The organism is Nostoc sp., from assembly GCF_036916735.1.
GTDB lineage: Bacteria > Cyanobacteriota > Cyanobacteriia > Cyanobacteriales > Nostocaceae > Nostoc.
The window spans coordinates 35209-51939 of record NZ_JBALFV010000032.1; the positions used below are offsets into that span (position 1 = coordinate 35209).

General features: G+C 41.1%; 16 protein-coding genes. 7 read left to right on the forward strand and 9 right to left on the reverse strand.

All coding sequences use genetic code 11. The annotated features are described in order from the left end of the window. Positions 1 to 76: 76 nt before the first annotated feature. Positions 77 to 715: a cofactor assembly of complex C subunit B gene (locus V7L20_RS07990; protein ID WP_334743554.1), complete on the forward strand. Its 639-nt coding sequence runs from the start codon at positions 77 to 79 to the stop codon at positions 713 to 715. A gap of 195 nt (positions 716 to 910) precedes the next feature. Here the strand turns inward: V7L20_RS07990 and V7L20_RS07995 are convergent, their stop codons facing one another. Further along, a complete protein-coding gene (locus V7L20_RS07995) occupies positions 911 to 1825 on the reverse strand; it encodes a M48 family metallopeptidase (RefSeq protein WP_334743555.1) in 915 nt (304 codons plus the stop codon). Between the two features lie 376 nt (positions 1826 to 2201). On the opposite strand from V7L20_RS07995, the gene V7L20_RS08000 reads away from it, so the two are divergent. Further along, positions 2202 to 2720: a DUF456 domain-containing protein gene (locus tag V7L20_RS08000; protein ID WP_334743556.1), complete on the forward strand. Its 519-nt coding sequence runs from the start codon at positions 2202 to 2204 to the stop codon at positions 2718 to 2720. 551 nt (positions 2721 to 3271) lie between these two features. Next, positions 3272 to 3931 carry a PEP-CTERM sorting domain-containing protein gene (locus V7L20_RS08005; RefSeq protein ID WP_334743557.1) on the forward strand — a complete coding sequence of 220 codons (660 nt, stop codon included), beginning with the start codon at positions 3272 to 3274 and terminating at the stop codon, positions 3929 to 3931. 159 nt (positions 3932 to 4090) lie between these two features. On the opposite strand, the gene nblB is transcribed toward V7L20_RS08005, so the two are convergent. From nblB to V7L20_RS08040, 7 genes are all read right to left on the reverse strand, one after another. Then, complete coding sequence (gene nblB, locus V7L20_RS08010; protein WP_334743558.1) at positions 4091 to 4756, reverse strand: phycobilisome degradation protein NblB; 666 nt, start codon at positions 4754 to 4756, stop codon at positions 4091 to 4093. Between the two features lie 78 nt (positions 4757 to 4834). Next, positions 4835 to 5299, reverse strand: a complete 465-nt coding sequence (locus tag V7L20_RS08015; RefSeq protein WP_334743559.1) for a CBS domain-containing protein — start codon at positions 5297 to 5299, stop codon at positions 4835 to 4837. Positions 5300 to 5457: 158 nt separating this feature from the next. Beyond that, positions 5458 to 5913, reverse strand: a complete 456-nt coding sequence (gene mutT / locus V7L20_RS08020; RefSeq protein WP_334743560.1) for an 8-oxo-dGTP diphosphatase MutT — start codon at positions 5911 to 5913, stop codon at positions 5458 to 5460. A gap of 595 nt (positions 5914 to 6508) precedes the next feature. Beyond that, positions 6509 to 6853: a DUF760 domain-containing protein gene (locus tag V7L20_RS08025; protein WP_334743561.1), complete on the reverse strand. Its 345-nt coding sequence runs from the start codon at positions 6851 to 6853 to the stop codon at positions 6509 to 6511. Between the two features lie 291 nt (positions 6854 to 7144). Continuing rightward, positions 7145 to 8101: an RNA polymerase sigma factor, RpoD/SigA family gene (locus V7L20_RS08030; RefSeq protein WP_334743562.1), complete on the reverse strand. Its 957-nt coding sequence runs from the start codon at positions 8099 to 8101 to the stop codon at positions 7145 to 7147. A gap of 658 nt (positions 8102 to 8759) precedes the next feature. Further along, positions 8760 to 12065 carry a carbamoyl-phosphate synthase large subunit gene (carB, locus tag V7L20_RS08035; RefSeq protein ID WP_334743563.1) on the reverse strand — a complete coding sequence of 1102 codons (3306 nt, stop codon included), beginning with the start codon at positions 12063 to 12065 and terminating at the stop codon, positions 8760 to 8762. A 510-nt stretch (positions 12066 to 12575) separates the two neighbouring features. Continuing rightward, the gene (locus tag V7L20_RS08040) at positions 12576 to 13130 is read right to left on the reverse strand and encodes a Dps family protein (protein WP_100898647.1); all 555 of its coding nucleotides are present in this window, start codon (positions 13128 to 13130) and stop codon (positions 12576 to 12578) included. 490 nt (positions 13131 to 13620) lie between these two features. Here V7L20_RS08040 and V7L20_RS08045 point away from each other — a divergent pair, with 490 nt between their 5' ends. The 4 genes from V7L20_RS08045 (at position 13621) to V7L20_RS08060 (ending at position 15600) form a co-directional block, all read left to right on the forward strand. Beyond that, the gene (locus tag V7L20_RS08045) at positions 13621 to 13872 is read left to right on the forward strand and encodes an Asr1405/Asl0597 family protein (RefSeq protein WP_334743564.1); all 252 of its coding nucleotides are present in this window, start codon (positions 13621 to 13623) and stop codon (positions 13870 to 13872) included. Positions 13873 to 13938: 66 nt separating this feature from the next. Beyond that, complete coding sequence (locus V7L20_RS08050) at positions 13939 to 14592, forward strand: (2Fe-2S) ferredoxin domain-containing protein (RefSeq protein ID WP_334743565.1); 654 nt, start codon at positions 13939 to 13941, stop codon at positions 14590 to 14592. Positions 14593 to 14929: 337 nt separating this feature from the next. Then, positions 14930 to 15358: a putative toxin-antitoxin system toxin component, PIN family gene (locus tag V7L20_RS08055; RefSeq protein WP_334743566.1), complete on the forward strand. Its 429-nt coding sequence runs from the start codon at positions 14930 to 14932 to the stop codon at positions 15356 to 15358. Beyond that, positions 15355 to 15600, forward strand: a complete 246-nt coding sequence (locus V7L20_RS08060) for a toxin-antitoxin system HicB family antitoxin (protein ID WP_334743567.1) — start codon at positions 15355 to 15357, stop codon at positions 15598 to 15600. The genes V7L20_RS08055 and V7L20_RS08060 overlap by 4 nt, the downstream gene beginning before the upstream one ends. An 86-nt stretch (positions 15601 to 15686) precedes the next feature. Here the strand turns inward: V7L20_RS08060 and V7L20_RS08065 are convergent, their stop codons facing one another. Further along, positions 15687 to 16694, reverse strand: a complete 1008-nt coding sequence (locus V7L20_RS08065; RefSeq protein WP_442943512.1) for a tetratricopeptide repeat protein — start codon at positions 16692 to 16694, stop codon at positions 15687 to 15689. Between the last annotated feature and the right edge of the window lie 37 nt (positions 16695 to 16731).

Below are 16731 nucleotides of genomic sequence, written 5' to 3' on the forward strand. Positions count from 1 at the left end.
GGAGAGGGGGCAGGGGGAGAAAAACTATTAATTATTGTCCAATGCCCAATGACCAATGACTAATGACTAATGATTAATGACTAAACCTGATCCTAATCGAGTTTTGCGGCGTCTACCCATTGTCGTGGGTGGGCTAGGCGCTATACTTTTGCTGATTAACCGTTTATTAACACCAGAACTAACCCAATCTCAATCGCGTGGCGATGTGGTGGGTGTGATTTTGAGTGCGGTGTTAATTTTGATCGGTTTAATTTGGCAGCAAGTTCAGCCGCGATCGCCTGATACTGTAGAACTAATTGGAGAAGAAGGTTTTGTAGTAGCAGATTTACCTGAAGCCGTGAAAACAGAGCTAGCCTGGGCATCTCATTTATTGTTGACGAATACAGTAACGCGATCACTAGTAGTTTTTTATCAAGGTAAAGTTTTGTTGCGTCGCGGCATTCTGGGTACTAAATCTGAGGTTGTACCAGGAGTAATCTTAAAACAGGTACTCGAAAAACAAAAGCCGATTTATCTAGTGGCGTTAAAAGTATATCCAGGTAGATTTGAATTTGATTATTTACCAGAAAATACTCAAGGTGTAATTTGTCAACCTATTGGTAACCAAGGCGCTCTAATTTTGGGCGCAAATGCTCCTCGCAGCTACACTAAACAAGATGAAAACTGGATTGCCGGAATTGCTGATAAATTAGCCGTTACCTTAGCTCTGAGGTGATTCGCTAGTTTATAATCTAATTTCAAACTAGCAATCCAAAATCGTTCGATGGCTCCTGAGCGAAGTCGAAGGACTGAGCGACTTGCCTTGAGCGTACCCCTACGGGGAAGCAAGCTACGCGCAGCGTCTCGTAGAGAAGCCGAAAGGAGTCGAAGTCCAAAATTTAAAATCTAAAATCTAAAATCTAAAATTCAATCACCAAGAAGTCAAAAAATTCCACCCTTCTTTTTCTTCCGGTGTCTTCCCTTCTTTTTCTTGGGCTTCTTCTGTTATCTTTAAATTTTTCAGTTGAATTACATTTTCATATTCTCCTGAATCAACCCATTTCAATAACTCGCCAGCCCGCATAACTACCCAAGAAAGTCCCGGTTCTGTATAGCTTAATATTTTGGTAACCTTATCAATACTGTCAAAATTATTCGATGCAAACTCACGGGCTTGAACGAGGAAATCTTCAATTACAGCAGTAGTCAAATAATCATCTGGCAAACCTGCGATTTTCATCAGTGTAGTGGTTGCTACGTCAATATCTTGACAAGCAAGCATTGCAGCGCGATCGGCAGTGAACCTAGCCATCATCCGCCAATTATACAAAGCTAGTTCCATTCCACTAGCTACCAAGCCACCGACACCCAGCGTGGTACTGCTCAACAAATTTTTTAAACTTGGCATAACAATTGCCATTTGGTGATAAACCATGTGCTGACTCTTGATTCGAGCGATTTCGTGTCCAAAAACGTAAATCAACTCATCTGCGCCAAGCCACTCCATTGCATCTAGATTTATACCAACAAGGGGTTTTTCAACGCCAACAATGTAGGTTTGAATGTGACCTGTACCTCGAAACAGATACAGTTCAGGAAGTGGAGCAACATCAAGAATTTGGCAGGTTTCTATAAATATCTGATGCAATTGGGGAAAATTACGGGATGAAATTCTGATTTCACTACCAAGGCTTTGCAGTCTGAGTAAGCGATCAATGCCGTATTCGTTAATTTTTTTGAGTAGCAGAGAAACACCAGGCATATTTTGCAAAGAAGCCAAGGCTTTGCGATCAAAAGGGTGTTCATAAGCTGCTGAACTCAGTCCAGTTAAAATTTTTCTCGTCATGGGTTTTAAGCTTTATTTTGGAGTATCTGCGAAGTTGAGTTACTCAGTACGAACAGGCTTGTGCCTTCATTACGCCTATGGTTATGGGCTTGGGATTTATGAATTGCCGCTATAGCGTATACTTTTGCGTAAGTTTTAAATATAAATCGCATCTATCCAGCAAATTAATTAGTCCCCACAACCGACAATTCCTAAGACGAGCCAAGAACAATCTAGAGAGAAATTTTAACAGATTGAACTAGAAAATCATATTTGGTTCAGGTTGAAAGTCTTAAGTATTTATCACCATCTTGCCCAGATACAATATGCAATAGGGGCGTACAGCTAGCTATGCGCCCCTACTACTGGTAAATTTAGAAATGTACAAATTCTATTTATGCAAATTATTTATTGGCTATTACTTGGTGTAATGCTTGTGGGAATCATTGGTGCTGTAGTTCCTGCCATTCCTGGTAGCAGCTTAATTTTAATTGCAATTATCATCTGGGGAATCGTTAGTAGTTCCTTTGCAGCTATCAAGATTCCCCTAATTGTGACGGTTATAGTTTTACTGCTTAGTGTTGGAGTGGATTTTTTAGCTAGTTATGTAGGAGCAAAACAAGCTGGAGCTAGCAAGTGGGGGCAAATTGGCGCAATTGTCGGTTTAGTAGTGGGTTTTTTAGGATTATTACCAACATTGCCTTTTGGTGGTCCACTGTTAGGAATTTTACTAGGCCCCCTTTTGGGAGCAATTATCGGTGAGTATCTTTACCGACGTGAATTCTGGTTGGCGCTGAAAGCGGGTATAGGAATTGTAGTCGGCTCTTTGGTTGGAAATTTGATTCAAGGGTTGTTAGCGATCGCCGCAGTTGTAGTTTTTGTTGTGACAACTTGGCCGCAGGTATTTGGCTCTTAACATTTCAAAGGACACATTTGAGAAGAGTAATAAATAGCTAGCAGTTAGCTATTTATTACAAATATTCAATGTTATAACAAAGACCATCCATAGTATACAAATACAAAAGTTCTCTCCTTTATTCTACAAAAGGAACTGTTTTACTAAGTATTTGTAACTAGATAGATTATCAGATATACACTCCATACTCCATTTATTTACAATCTGGTTAAGTAATTATAAGTATATAAAATTACTATTTTGTTTAGACAATGTAAACAGCTTTTCTTAAAGCCAGAGCTATCGCCAACAATCTAAACCTTAGAGAGCCTGAAATATACGAAGCGCACATATATAAGAAATTAAAATTTCATGAAGGATAGTAATGCCTTAAAGATGTGATGAAGACCACTCAGTAAATATTGCAGGGTCTAAGTCTATGTGATTTTATGGATATAAGAAATAAATCACGTAAGTTATGCTTTCACTGACAGTATTTTCCATAAATTACTGAGATTAAAAGTAAAGCAATTGCTCTGATTTAAGGTTATTACTAGGACTCTAAACCAATAATGATTAATTTTAAATCTAAATTCCTAAATGCAACTCTAGCTGTTACTGCTGCAATTCCTTTAGCTACTGCTGGGTTGTTTACCTCTGCTAGTTCTGCACAAGCTGCTGCACTCAATGGTGGTTTTAATTACGGTGGTGCTGGGTTTCCTCAAACTACGGTTAAAGTGTCAAAAACATCTTTACAATTTGCTCCTAGCCCTGGTTTAGCCTCATTAGCATTACAAAGTGGAGATTTTACAGCATTCAACGCAGCTAACATATTTAACGTTACTACTAACCCTTTGACAGCTGGTTCTCTTTTTCTTGACTTAGGTGTATTTGCAACCCCTGGTACTCTGACAGATGGAGCAAATACATTTAACTTAACATCTTTCAATACCCCGACATTCTCTGTACAGACCGCAGGAACAAGTGTAAGAGTGAATTACCTTGGATTTTTTGATGATGGATTTGGTAACAAAACCAATGCAGAAGGATACATTACTTTTGTTACTCAAGATACTAATGCACAAACAACTTACAATGATGGTAAAACATTTGATGCAACCTTTACAGGTCTTGCGGTAAGTACAGTTCCCGAACCAGCTGCATTATTAGGCTTGGGTGCAGTAGGTGCAGTAATGGCTATGTCTCGCCGACGCAAAAGTTTCGTTCAATAAACCTAATTCTAAATATAAAAAAGTTACTTTTAGTTGCTAAAAGTAACTCTAATTTATCAATTCGATTTGGCTAGAATGCAAAATTTTCTCAACCAAGTCGAATTTTTTCTTTTGTCAAACAAATCTATTTGAAGGTGAATTTTTTAACCTGAGATAGACTTAAACTGATTGCAAAGATTGTTTCGCTTCAGTTGCGATCGCTTCCATTTCATCATTAACCAAAGTTTCTAATATAGATTTAGCTTCTGCACTACCTAAACGAGCCAAGGCTTGTACAACTCTATAACGAATTTGCCAATCTGGATTGGTAGCATAAGGAGCCAACAAAGGAACTGCTTGTAAATCTCCCAAGTCTCCCAAAGAACTAATAGCAGCAGTTTGGACTAATTCGTTTTCTGATGAAAGTGCCTCTTTGAGTAGTTCAAAGGCTCGTGGATCGCCCAACTCTCCTAATGTAGCAATGATACTGAATTGTATTAACCATTCACCAGTTGTATGGTAAAGGTGCTGCAAGTCTTCAAAAGCTTCATGTAACTTCAGAGCGCCCAAACAGTCTGCTGCTGCTGCTTGTACATCTACTTCAGAGTCATGAAGCAAGCGATCGCGCAAGATATCCAAAGATAACTGTAAATCTTGTGTTCCGAGTGTATCCATTTGACTCACCGCCGAGTAACGGACACGGGAATTGCTATCACCAATAGCAGTTTGAATTAATTCAAAGCCAATCGCAGGTTCCAGTTCGCGGATTTGATTTACTGCACGTAAGCGATCGCCTGAATTCTCAGAACTGAGCAATTGCTTAACAGACTCCGGAGTAATACTCATCTAATTATCCTGATTTTCAAAGTTGTAAAAAATAGTCATTAGTCAACAGTCAAAAAACTCTGGACAAATGACAAATGACTAATCTTGACTTGCTGCCATTGCCCGAATAATATCACCACGAGTGAGGATACCAATTACTTGATCCGTGTCGTCAAGTACTGGCAAGCGGTGAACGCTGCGATCGTGCATGATTGTAGCGGCTTCCCTTAAAGTTTTATCAGGGGAAATAGCGATCGGGTTTTTACTCATCACTTCCCCAACGGTTTGTCCTAAAGCCTTGTGCAAATCACGTTCATAAGTAGCAGGATTTTTTAAATAGATAACGCTATCAAGAAACATGATGTACGCAGGTGGAGTAACACCAGTTTCTTGCCACATCAAATCGGTTTCTGATATAATACCCACCAATTTACCGACATCATCCACAACAGGTAGTCCACTGAAGTGGCGTTCTGCAAGAATTTGGATAGCTTCATTCAGTGGAGTTTCCACCTGGACAACAATAGGATCGCGGCTCATCACATCGGCAACGGTTTTAGGCATTTATTTATTGACACCTTTAATCAAAGTCCCTGCGCTTATTGTAGAAAATTGCGGGACTCAACCTAATGCAATTAATAGATTGTTACGGTATTGGGCATTAAGAAGAGGACAAGGGGACAAGGAGAATTGGGGACAAGGAGAAGACTTATTCCAAGTTCTCACCTCTTGTCCTCAATTCTCCTCTGCTCCTTCATCCCCCACTCCCTACTCCCTTTTAAGGCAGCAATAATTTGAATATTTGCTTTAGGAAAAGTAAACTCCTCTAGTTCTTCCAAGGTTACCCAGCGAATTTCATCAGATTCCAAAGGTTGGGGAACACCTATAACATGGCGACAGTGATGTACTGTGAGAGTAACGCGTAAGTCTGTATAGGTGTGGTCAATAGTAATCAGATGCTCTCCTACTTCAATTACTATTCCCAGTTCTTCAGAAATTTCTCGTTGAATACACTCGCTGATAGTTTCACCAGGCTCAATTTTACCACCAGGAAATTCCCACAAACCACCCATTGATCCTTCTGGACGACGGCGATCAATTAAAATTTGCTCTTGATCGTTCCAAATTACTGCAACACCAATGATTTTATGCGGTGCAAGAGAGTTGGTTTTACTCATAGTTTATGGGGAGATGGGCAGAGTTAACAATTCAAAATTAAAAATTAAAGACATTTCAAGCAGAGATTTAAATCCCGATTGTAGCAAAATCCCGCAAGGTAATTAATGCTACATAATATAATGGTTGGGGTTTTAAACTCTTTAATTTACAATAAGTTTCTAATTTTTAACTTTTAACCTTGATTTAAAATACTCTGTTGACTCCTAAGAAAACTCGGTAGAGTTTATATTACTCTGCCGAGTTTGAATTTATTGCGAATATGATTTATTGTCGTTAGTTTACCTAGCTTGGGTATTAATTATTTAGAAATACGCCTCTAATTCAACTGATTACCAAACTACATAAGTTAATATAAAACCACATTCTAAACTTCTGCAATAACCTCTGCACTCCTAGTATGTGTTTCGGCAAAGCCCCTATGCGTTTAAATTTCAATCTTAATTTGTCATTGTTTCGAATATTTTAAAAAGATTTAGCTGATTCTTAATTGGGAATTAGGAGCAAAGACTTCGCAGAGGTTTATTTTAAATTCGTATCACCATTACTGTAACTAGCTAGAAACCCAATAAGAATATTGAATTTACTATTATATTTCTAGTCAATTTCACTGGTGTTGATTTCAGTTCCTTGTAGGGCGATTTCAAAATCCATTCTCTGTTCAGCGTTACGCAAGAAATAACCACTAATCATAGCAGAAGCCAGAAGCCTACCCAAACTTTCTCGACTAGTAGTTACAGTAACCCCAAAACTCTCTGAAGGTAGATTACCTAATAGTCCTATAATATTCCGTTCCATTACCTGAAAAACTTCGGCAGACTTGGGTTTAGATAGTTGTGTAACTGTTTCTGGACTCAAAGATTTAACATACTGCCATAATAAATCACTAGTTTCTGATTCGCTATTGAAAAATTCTGAGACACGATTGGATGAGTTATTCATTTTTTAGCTCCTTAACTACCACTGCTAGCTGTGGTGCTTGTGATCTAAATATTAAATGTCTGTTTTGGATTAGACTTAGCTAGCTCTTTTGTCTTCCTGTCAACTAATGTAACAGCCAAGCTAAAGAGTGGAAGTAGGCGTAACCGTACCAAAGTCAGCGTATTTTCTCACCCAACAAATAAAATAAGGAGTGAAAAGTTAATAAAAACTCCTCACTCCTCTACAGACAAGGGTTAATCGCGTCTCTACTCCTAACTCCTGTACAGACAAGGGTTAATCGCGTCTCTATTCCTAACTTGCCAAATATTCACCCATGTTGGCTTTAGACTTGCGAAGTTTGGTTAAAGCTTCCCGCTCAATTTGCCGGACTCGTTCTCGGCTGATGTTCAGGATTTCACCAATTCTAGCCAGTGTCAGGGCTTGCCCATCAGTTAAGCCAAAGCGCAGCGTGATCACTTCCTTCTGTTGTGGCGTCAGGTCACCCATCAGGCGATCTAAGTCATAAGATAGGGAAGATTGCATGACAAATTCTTCTGGAGATGCTCCTGGATCTTCCAGCATTTCTCCAAGTTCGGTGTCGTAATTGTCACCCAGCCGCAAATCCAAGGAAAGGGGCAAACGCGCCTTTTCTAGATACTCTCGCACTTGTTTGGGGGTCAATTCTAATTCTTGAGCTAGCTCGCCAGCTGTCGGAGCGCGTCCCAATTTTTGAGACAATTGGCGCTGTGCCTTTTTAATTTTATTTAATTTTTCAGTTATATGGATAGGCAGCCGAATGGTGCGGGCTTTTTCGGCTATCGCACGAGTAATAGCTTGCCGAATCCACCAATAGGCATAAGTAGAAAATCTATACCCTTTGGTAGGATCAAACTTTTCTACGCCGCGTTGCATACCAATACTACCTTCTTGGATTAAGTCCAGTAAATCGACGTTGCGCTTTATGTACTTTTTGGCAACGGAAACTACCAGCCGCAAATTGGCTTCTACCATCTTACGCTTGGCAATCTCACCATCTGCGATCGCTTCGTTCAACTGTGCTGATTCTAGATTTGTCGCTTTGGCCCATTCTTCTAAAGTCGGTTGACGACCTAACTGGGTGGCAAGAGATTCTCTTGATTCGTGCAAAGCGCAGGAACGTTGCACTTGTTTACCATAGAAAATCTCTTCCTCGTGTGTTAAGAGTGGCACACGGCCAATCTCACGCAGGTAAGTCCGCACGAGGTCTGTGGCTGTCTGAGCGGTCTTCATGGCGCTACTCTTTGGTAATGATGGGTTTGGCGGTAGGGTCATTAAGGGATAGATGCTTTTTTAGGGTACTACCCAGTCAGACTGGGAACTTATGCTATGGTTTGCAACTTACACATCCGAGAAACTCGGCTGCTCATAATAATCAAATTTAGGCTTCTTAACTGCTAAAAGTTACAGTTATTTCCTACTTCTTACAAGTATCTACAGTTAGATAAAAGGTAGCTTCTTAAACATTTTTCTATTGGAGTCTTATTAACAATTGTAACATTTATGAGAATATTTTGGCTAGATGGCGACATGAAATTTCCTGGTTGTTCCAGTTCAGGCAACGTCGCCCTTTCTCTCCAGGCTGACTAGAAGTTAACTTGATAAATTCTCAGGTTCAAATAATTTTCCTCATATTTGTTAAAATATCTCTAATGAGAACTATAGTCATTCTCTTATAAGAATTACTTAATTTTTGCTGGGAGTGGGGGATGGGGAATGGGGACTAAAGACTAGGGACTGGTGATTGGGTATTAGGTATTGAATATTGGGTATTGGGGATTGGAAATTGGGCATTGGATATTAGATATTGAGTATTTAAAAAACTTTTTTCTAGTCCCCATGCCCCTAATCCCCACTCCGTGGGGGCCCCGAGTTCCCCAGTCCCCAGTCCCTACTCCCTCGCAATCGGGCAGTACTCTTGAATGGTTTTTACGTCCAAAGTCGTATTTTGTAAAGAACGGATGGCGGCGACGGTGGCTTTTGCGCCAGCGATGGTAGTAATGATAGGAATTTTATAAGCTAAAGCTGTGCGGCGGATTAACCTAGCATCAGTGTGGGCTTCTTCTCCTGAAGGTGTGTTAATAATAAGTTGGATTTTCTGGTTCTTGATTGCATCTAAAACATGGGGACGACCTTCATGGAGTTTTAACACTAATTCAATATTTAATCCCTGTTCGAGAAGAACTCGCCGTGTACCAAGGGTAGCCATCACTGTAAAGCCCAAATCGATAAATTCCTTGACCACACTACTGGCAGACGCTTTATCGCGATCGCTCATTGATACAAATACAGTTCCACTTAATGGTAAACGCTCCCCAGCACCCATTTCTGCTTTGGCAAAGGCACGGCCAAAGTCGCTGTCAATCCCCATCACTTCACCAGTGGATCGCATTTCTGGGCCCAATATTGTATCAGTTCCTGGAAATTTATTAAAGGGTAATACAGCTTCTTTTACAGCAATATGTGTAGGAATGACTTCCTCGGTAAAATGTAGCTCCTCTAAGGTTTTACCTGACATAATTAAGGATGCTAGTTTCGCCAACTGTATGCCTGTTGCTTTTGAAACAAAGGGCACTGTACGCGAGGCGCGGGGATTGGCTTCGAGAATGTAAACTTGGGGAGAATAACTGCTTGCGCCGACAACGGCAAATTGGATATTCATCAACCCTACGACTGACAGCGCTTGCGCTAGCTGCACTGTCCAAGTGCGAATTTGATTGAGAACTGCTGGTGATAAGGAAATGGAAGGTAAGGAACAAGCGGAATCTCCTGAGTGAATCCCTGCTTGCTCGATGTGTTCCATGATGCCACCAATCACTACCCGTCCGGTATGATCGGCGATCGCATCTACATCAACTTCAATCGCATTTTCCAAAAACTTATCAATCAAAATCGGATGTTCTGGTTCCACTAGTACCGCAAAGGTCATGTAGCGTTCCAACTCAGAATCAGAATAAACGATTTCCATCGCTCGTCCCCCTAACACATAGCTGGGACGCACCACCACCGGATAGCCAATGCGTTTGGCGACAATCAGCGCATCTTCGTAACTCCGAGCGATACCATTAGGCGGTTGGGCAATATCCAACTGTTGGAGAATCTTTTCAAACCGCTCCCGGTTTTCTGCCATGTCGATGGAATCTGGTGATGTACCCCAAATCTTGGGGATTGGGGATTGAGAAATCTCCCCAGCGATGCACTGAGCTTGTCGAAGTGTCCCCAGTCTTTGCAAATACTCCTGTAACGGTAATGCTAATTTCAGTGGTGTTTGTCCGCCAAACTGGATTATGACTCCGACTGGATTTTCAGTTTCAATGATGTTAAGGACATCTTCTTTTGTTAAAGGCTCAAAGTAAAGGCGATCGCTGGTATCGTAGTCTGTGGAAACTGTCTCTGGGTTAGAGTTGACCATAATCGTCTCATACCCCGCTTTCTTCAAAGCATAAGCGGCGTGACAACAACAATAGTCAAACTCAATTCCCTGCCCAATGCGGTTGGGGCCACCACCCAAAATTAATACTTTTGGCTTGGTTGCTGGCAAAACCTCTGTTTCTTCTTCGTAGCTAGAATAATAGTAGGGAGTAAACGCTTCAAACTCAGCAGCGCAGGTATCTACGGTTTTATAAACTGGGATAATTCCTAGTGACTTGCGGTAGGCGCGAACCTCATCTTCGGTGGTTTTGGTGGCATAAGCAATCTGGCGATCGCTATATCCGTCCCGCTTCACTTCATAAAGTTGCTCTTTTGTCAATTGTTGCAAAGGTGTCCGCTTGAGGAATTTCTCGATATCTAGGAGTTGCTGAAATTTATCTAAGAACCAAGGGTCAATACCAGTTAGTTCGTAGATTTCCTCAGCACTAATCCCTAGTTGGAAGGCATGGCGCACAGAGAAAATGCGATCGGGGTTAGGTGTCCGCAGTTGGGCGCGGATTTGTTCACCACTGGGTAATTTTTCGGCTTGATCGCAACCCCAACCAGCGCGTCCAGTTTCGAGCGATCGCAGCGCCTTTTGGAAGGATTCGTTAAATGTCCGCCCAATTGCCATTGCTTCCCCGACTGATTTCATTTGGGTTGTTAGGACTGCGTCGGAACCGGGGAATTTTTCAAAGGCGAAGCGAGGGATTTTTGTCACCACATAGTCAATTGTCGGCTCAAACGATGCCGGAGTTTTCTTGGTGATGTCATTCTTAATTTCATCCAAGGTGTAGCCCACAGCCAATTTTGCGGCCATTTTAGCGATCGGGAAACCAGTAGCTTTAGAAGATAAAGCCGAACTACGGGAAACGCGGGGGTTCATCTCAATTACAACCACATCCCCATTAATCGGATTAACAGCAAACTGAATATTAGAACCGCCAGTTTCCACACCGATCTCGCGGATGATTTTAATTGCCATATCCCGCAGCCTTTGATATTCTTTATCAGTGAGGGTTTGCGCGGGAGCGACGGTAATGGAGTCTCCAGTGTGGATGCCCATAGGGTCAAGGTTTTCGATGGAGCAGATAATTACCACGTTATCTGCCAAATCACGCATTACTTCAAGTTCATATTCTTTCCAGCCGAGTAAAGACTGGTCAATGAGAATTTGCGAAACGGGGCTGGCATCTATACCTACCTGTGCCATTTCTTCAAATTCTTCTTGGTTGTAAGCAATACCACCGCCACTTCCACCCATTGTGAAAGCTGGACGAATAATTAGGGGATAAGTACCAATTTGGCGGGCAACAGCTTTGGCTTCTTCCAAAGATTCGGCTGTGCCACTGGGACATACGGCTACTTTGATCTTTGCCATTGCTTCACCAAAAAGTTTTCGGTCTTCAGCTTTTTCAATGGCTGGTAGTTTAGCACCGATTAATTCAATGCCGTACTTTTCCAACACCCCATTTTTGGCTAAAGCAACGGCGATGTTGAGGGCGGTTTGTCCTCCCATTGTTGGTAAAAGAGCATCAGGGCGTTCTTTCTCAATGACTTTTTCGACCAATTCAGGTGTCAACGGCTCAATGTAAGTGCGATCGGCCGTTTCCGGGTCGGTCATAATTGTTGCAGGGTTGGAGTTGACCAAAACCACTTCATAGCCTTCTTCTCGCAGTGCTTTGCAGGCTTGAGTGCCAGAGTAGTCAAACTCACAGGCTTGTCCAATTACAATTGGGCCAGAGCCTAACAGTAGAATCTTCCGGAGGTCATCACGGCGGGGCATAGTAGTTGCCTTGGAATACGAGAATACAAATCCTGATTATTTTAAGGGTCTTTATCCCCTCTCGTGCTTTTTATTATTAAGTTTTCTAAGTTTGATGACAAAGGGGAGTGGGGAGTAAAGGAGGCAGGGGGGAGAAGAATTAATAACCAATACCTAATGCCTAATGATTATTTTGTATTTCTAATTTTATTTAATTGCGATGCTAAGATATTTAAAGTTTTTGCGAATCTTTATTATTTAAGTTGGTAAAATTTGGCAAGGGTTGGTTATCTATATTGACATATATCTATCTAATTATTAAATATAAATAAATTTCTTAACTAAAAATTTTTATTAACTATCTAGTTGCTAAATATTACCAACGTTAAATATTATGTAATTATGTTTACTTAAATTAAATGGCAGAGAGATAGGGATATCATCTTCTGCCATTCTTTATAATATTTTAAGAGTTTAGAGATGCTAACTTTTTGTTTCAGTCTACGTAGACAAATCTAGATTATGAGAGTTTTAGCTTTGAGCAGCTTGGACAAACCCTAAAGTTAAGCTGTCTTTAGCGAGGAAGTGAGACAAATGATATGCACGTTCCTCAGTTTTCAACAAAATCTTTTCATACAGATAGCGTGTGCCTCGATCGCCTAAACTCTCTGCCTGAGCAGCTTGACGACGAATTACGCCAATAATTGCCTGTTCGGCAGCTAGGTCATTTTCAACCATTTGACGAGAGGAATATACGCCTTCAGATTCTTGTTCAAAACAGGTTAATTCTGCTAATTTGCTGAAGGTCGCTACTGGCACGCCACCCAATCCATCTAAACGTTCTCCAATTTCATGAACGTGGTCTTGTACTTGGTTGTAGCTTTCGTTAAAAAACTCATGCAGAGAGTAAAATTCTGAGCCTTCAACTACAAAATGATGCTTTTGGTACTGCAAGTATAGTGCCTGGAAACTAGCTAATACAACGTTGAATCCTTCTGTTACTGGAGCAGTTACACTGTGATCCAACAACACAGGGTTGTCATATACATTACCAAAATTCCGTAACAAGGTTTGCGTTTCAGACATTGTGTTCCTCTCTTCTTTACAGTTATAGATTTTAACTGCTTATTCTTAACATATTAACATTTTAATAATAAGGGCAAGCCAATTCGCCATCTCAAGATTTTGTATTTTTGCTTACTAAAAATCTCAGGTTTATTGTTTTCTAGATGATGGCACGCTGATCAAGTTGCATAATTTTATCATTACCATTGACAAAATGGACTAAAAATGTATATTTCTGAATAAGAGCAGTGGGCCAAGCAGACAAGGAGACAAAAGGTGAGAACTTGCAACAAGTCTTTCTCTTTGTCCCCAATTCTCCTTATCCCCTTGTCCTCTTCCCCCTATCAGCATGGGATAGCTACAATAATTTGATTTTTTTCAAAAATTACTGAGAATTGTTTGCACTTAAGGTATGCTGGTTTAAAGAGATTAAACTTCTCAGACTTTCAAAAAGCAGAGAGTTAAATCGCAGTAGTTACTGCAAGTTTGTTGCACTTTGAGGGCAATTCTCTTGAAATCGTTTAGTTCAGAAATAGAAAGCAACCACTTTGTAGAGGTGAATTGGGCAGATCGCTGGCAAGTCTATCAACGCCTAAAGGAGTTAGACATTCCCTGTAGTTGTACGGCTAACCAGCCATTGAAAGTTGAAATTGGCTCTCCTATGACAGCTGTTCAACTTTGGAGTGTGATACGGCGATTAACAGCCTCCCGTCAAGACCAGATTTGGACTCTTGAGTGTTGCTGGAAAAGTCGCTACCAATAGTTCTAATCTTTAGCTGCTGAGAATATCTCGCTTGATAGCTTGTATTAATTAAAAGGAGGTTAAAAAATGGGTGGATCTCACAATATAGAAGTATCAGAATTTTGCTTTGAGGGCAGATTTATAGATTTTGTTATTAAAGATGGGTACAAGCTTAAAGGCTTAATGCTGAGGACTCATGAAGGTGAATCTTATATTAAACTGGCTAAACATTTACGGGCTGCTTTTGACTTGCGCTTACCACCAGGTACTTGGTTGCAAGTTGTTGGTTACAAAAAACATGATTTAAAGGATGGTACTGTTACTCTGAAGGCTGAACGGGTAATGGCGGCGCGTTCTGACATGAGGATTCAGATGGCTACCCCAGTGCAAGAACCCCCGTCTATTGATAATGCCAAGGTAAAACCAGCTAAAACTAAAGCTACTATTTTGGTGTGTCAAAAGTCTGATTGCATAAAACGTGGTGGTAAAGCAGTTTGTCAGGCGTTGGAGGCAGCTTTGAGCGATCGCGGTTTAGAAGACCAAGTTACAATCAAGGGCACTGGTTGTATGAAGAATTGTAAAGCTGGACCTAACCTAGTTATGCCAGATAAAACTCGTCATAGCCGAATTGAAGCTACACAAGTCCCGGCCTTGATGGATAAGCATTTTGGTGACAATAATTTAGAAAGACAGTCTGAAAATTTAAGGGAAGCGGCGATATTTAATGCTAAGTTTTTCTGAAAAAATAGCGAAATCTTGACATTTTCATGAAAAAGCTTCATAATATCTTCATTAAGTGTGTTCCATTAATACTCGGCATTCAGTTTTAGTCCAGTATTTGTAAGAGTTTCAAATTAAGTGATCGCCTACGATTTGTCATGAGCAAGGCAAAGTAGTAGTAGCGATCGCTTAATATTTGTTTGTATTCAATTGGGTTGAGCGATGCCTGCGGTTCTTGCTAGCCTACGCAATGCAGCTTGTCATCCCAAAGGTAAAATCCCTCGTAATCATTTTTAAATTGGTATTAGAACTGCAAAACAGCATTGATTCCTAAAGTGAGAGCCAGTATCATGCCTCTATGGCAGTTCCACAAGTTGTCCTTGATACAAATGTTATCGTTGCTGGTCTGCGTTCCCAACGAGGAAGTGCTTTCCGTCTGCTGACGCTCGTGGGTACAGGTGTTTTTGATATCCATCTTTCAGTTCCACTGGTTTTGGAGTATCAAGAAGTATTATCGCGGGAACTCCCAAATCTGTATGTTACTGCACTAGACATTGAAGAATTTATCGAGTTTCATTGCTCGGTTGCAACGCAGCATCAGATTTTCTTTCTCTGGCGACCTTACTTGCCTGATCCGAAAGACGATATGGTGCTGGAGTTAGCAGTCAAGGCGGGATGTGATAGCGTAATAACATATAATGCTCGTGACTTTAATGGCATTGAGCAGTTTGGGATAAAAATATTGACACCTGCGGAGTTTTTGCAATCTATTGGAGCATTGTCATGAGCAACCTGAGCGTCCAGCTTCCTGACTCTTTGTACAAAAGTTTGCAGGAACTTGCCAAACAAGACGGCATTTCTATTGATCAGTTTGTGGCGACAGCAGTTGCGGAGAAAATCGCTGCACTAACAACTGAAATTTATCTAAGGGAGTTGGCAAAGCGAGGCAGTCGAGAAAAATACGATGCAGTTTTAGCAAAAGTACCAAATATTGAACCGGAATCTTACGATCAATTACCCACAGCCTAACAACAAAGCGATCGCCTACAGCCTCTCATTAGAAGGACACAGTTATAAAGGCGATCGCTTAATATTTCTACTGAAAATTACATAACCTAAGTTAGAGAAGACTGCAACAACTGTCGCATGGATGTAGCCTGCACATGGTCAGGGAAGACGGTTAAAAAATCATTTAGATGTTGGATAGCTGCATGGATGCGCTCTAAGGAAGCACTTTGAGATAAAACATAGCGATATAACTGCTCTGCTGGTTGATTATATTGAGCAGCTAAATAGTAAAGGGCTAAATTAAAGGCATTATTCCAGTTTTGGGGATCTTTTTCGTAATCCTGTTTAGCAAGCTTGATGGCAAGTGCTAAGTCAGCCCGTGCTTTATCTGGTTGGTTAAGGGCTTGGTAGGCTAAAGCACGATTATACAATTTCCAATTACTGTCAGAATCTAAGTCAATAGCGCGGTTAAAATCTGCAAGAGCCTCATTATATAGCTTTAGCATCAGGTAAGTATAACCGCGATTTGCGATCGCCCAGTCAAGTTTAGGGTCAAGTTCAATGGCGCAGTCAAAGTCTTGTAGAGCTTCCGTGTATCGCTTCATTGAGCGATAAGTTTCACCGCGAAGTGCGATCGCCCAGGCATATTTGGGATCAAGTTCAATGGCGCGGTCAAAATCTTCTAGGGCTTCTGGGTAACGCTTCATTAAGCGATAAGTTTCACCGCGACTTGCGATCGCCCAGGCAGATTTGGGGTTAAGTTCAATGGCGCGGTCAAAATCTTCTAGGGCTTGTGGGTAACGCTCCATTAAGCGGTAAGTTTGACCCCGATGTGCGATCGCCCAGTCAAGTTTAGGGTCAAGTTCAATGGCGCAGTCAAAGTCTTGTAGAGCTTCCGTGTATCGCTTCATTGAGCGATAAGTTTCACCGCGAAGTGTGATCGCCCAGTCAAGTTTAGGGTCAAGTTCAATGGCGCAGTCAAAGTCTTGTAGAGCTTCCGTGTATTGCTCCATTAAGCGATAAGTTTCACCGCGACTTGCGATCGCCCAGGTAGATTTAGAGTTAAGTTCAATCACGCGGTCAAAATCTTCTAGAGCTTCCGTGTAACGCTCCATTGAGCAATAAGTTTGACCACGACTTGCGATCGCCCAG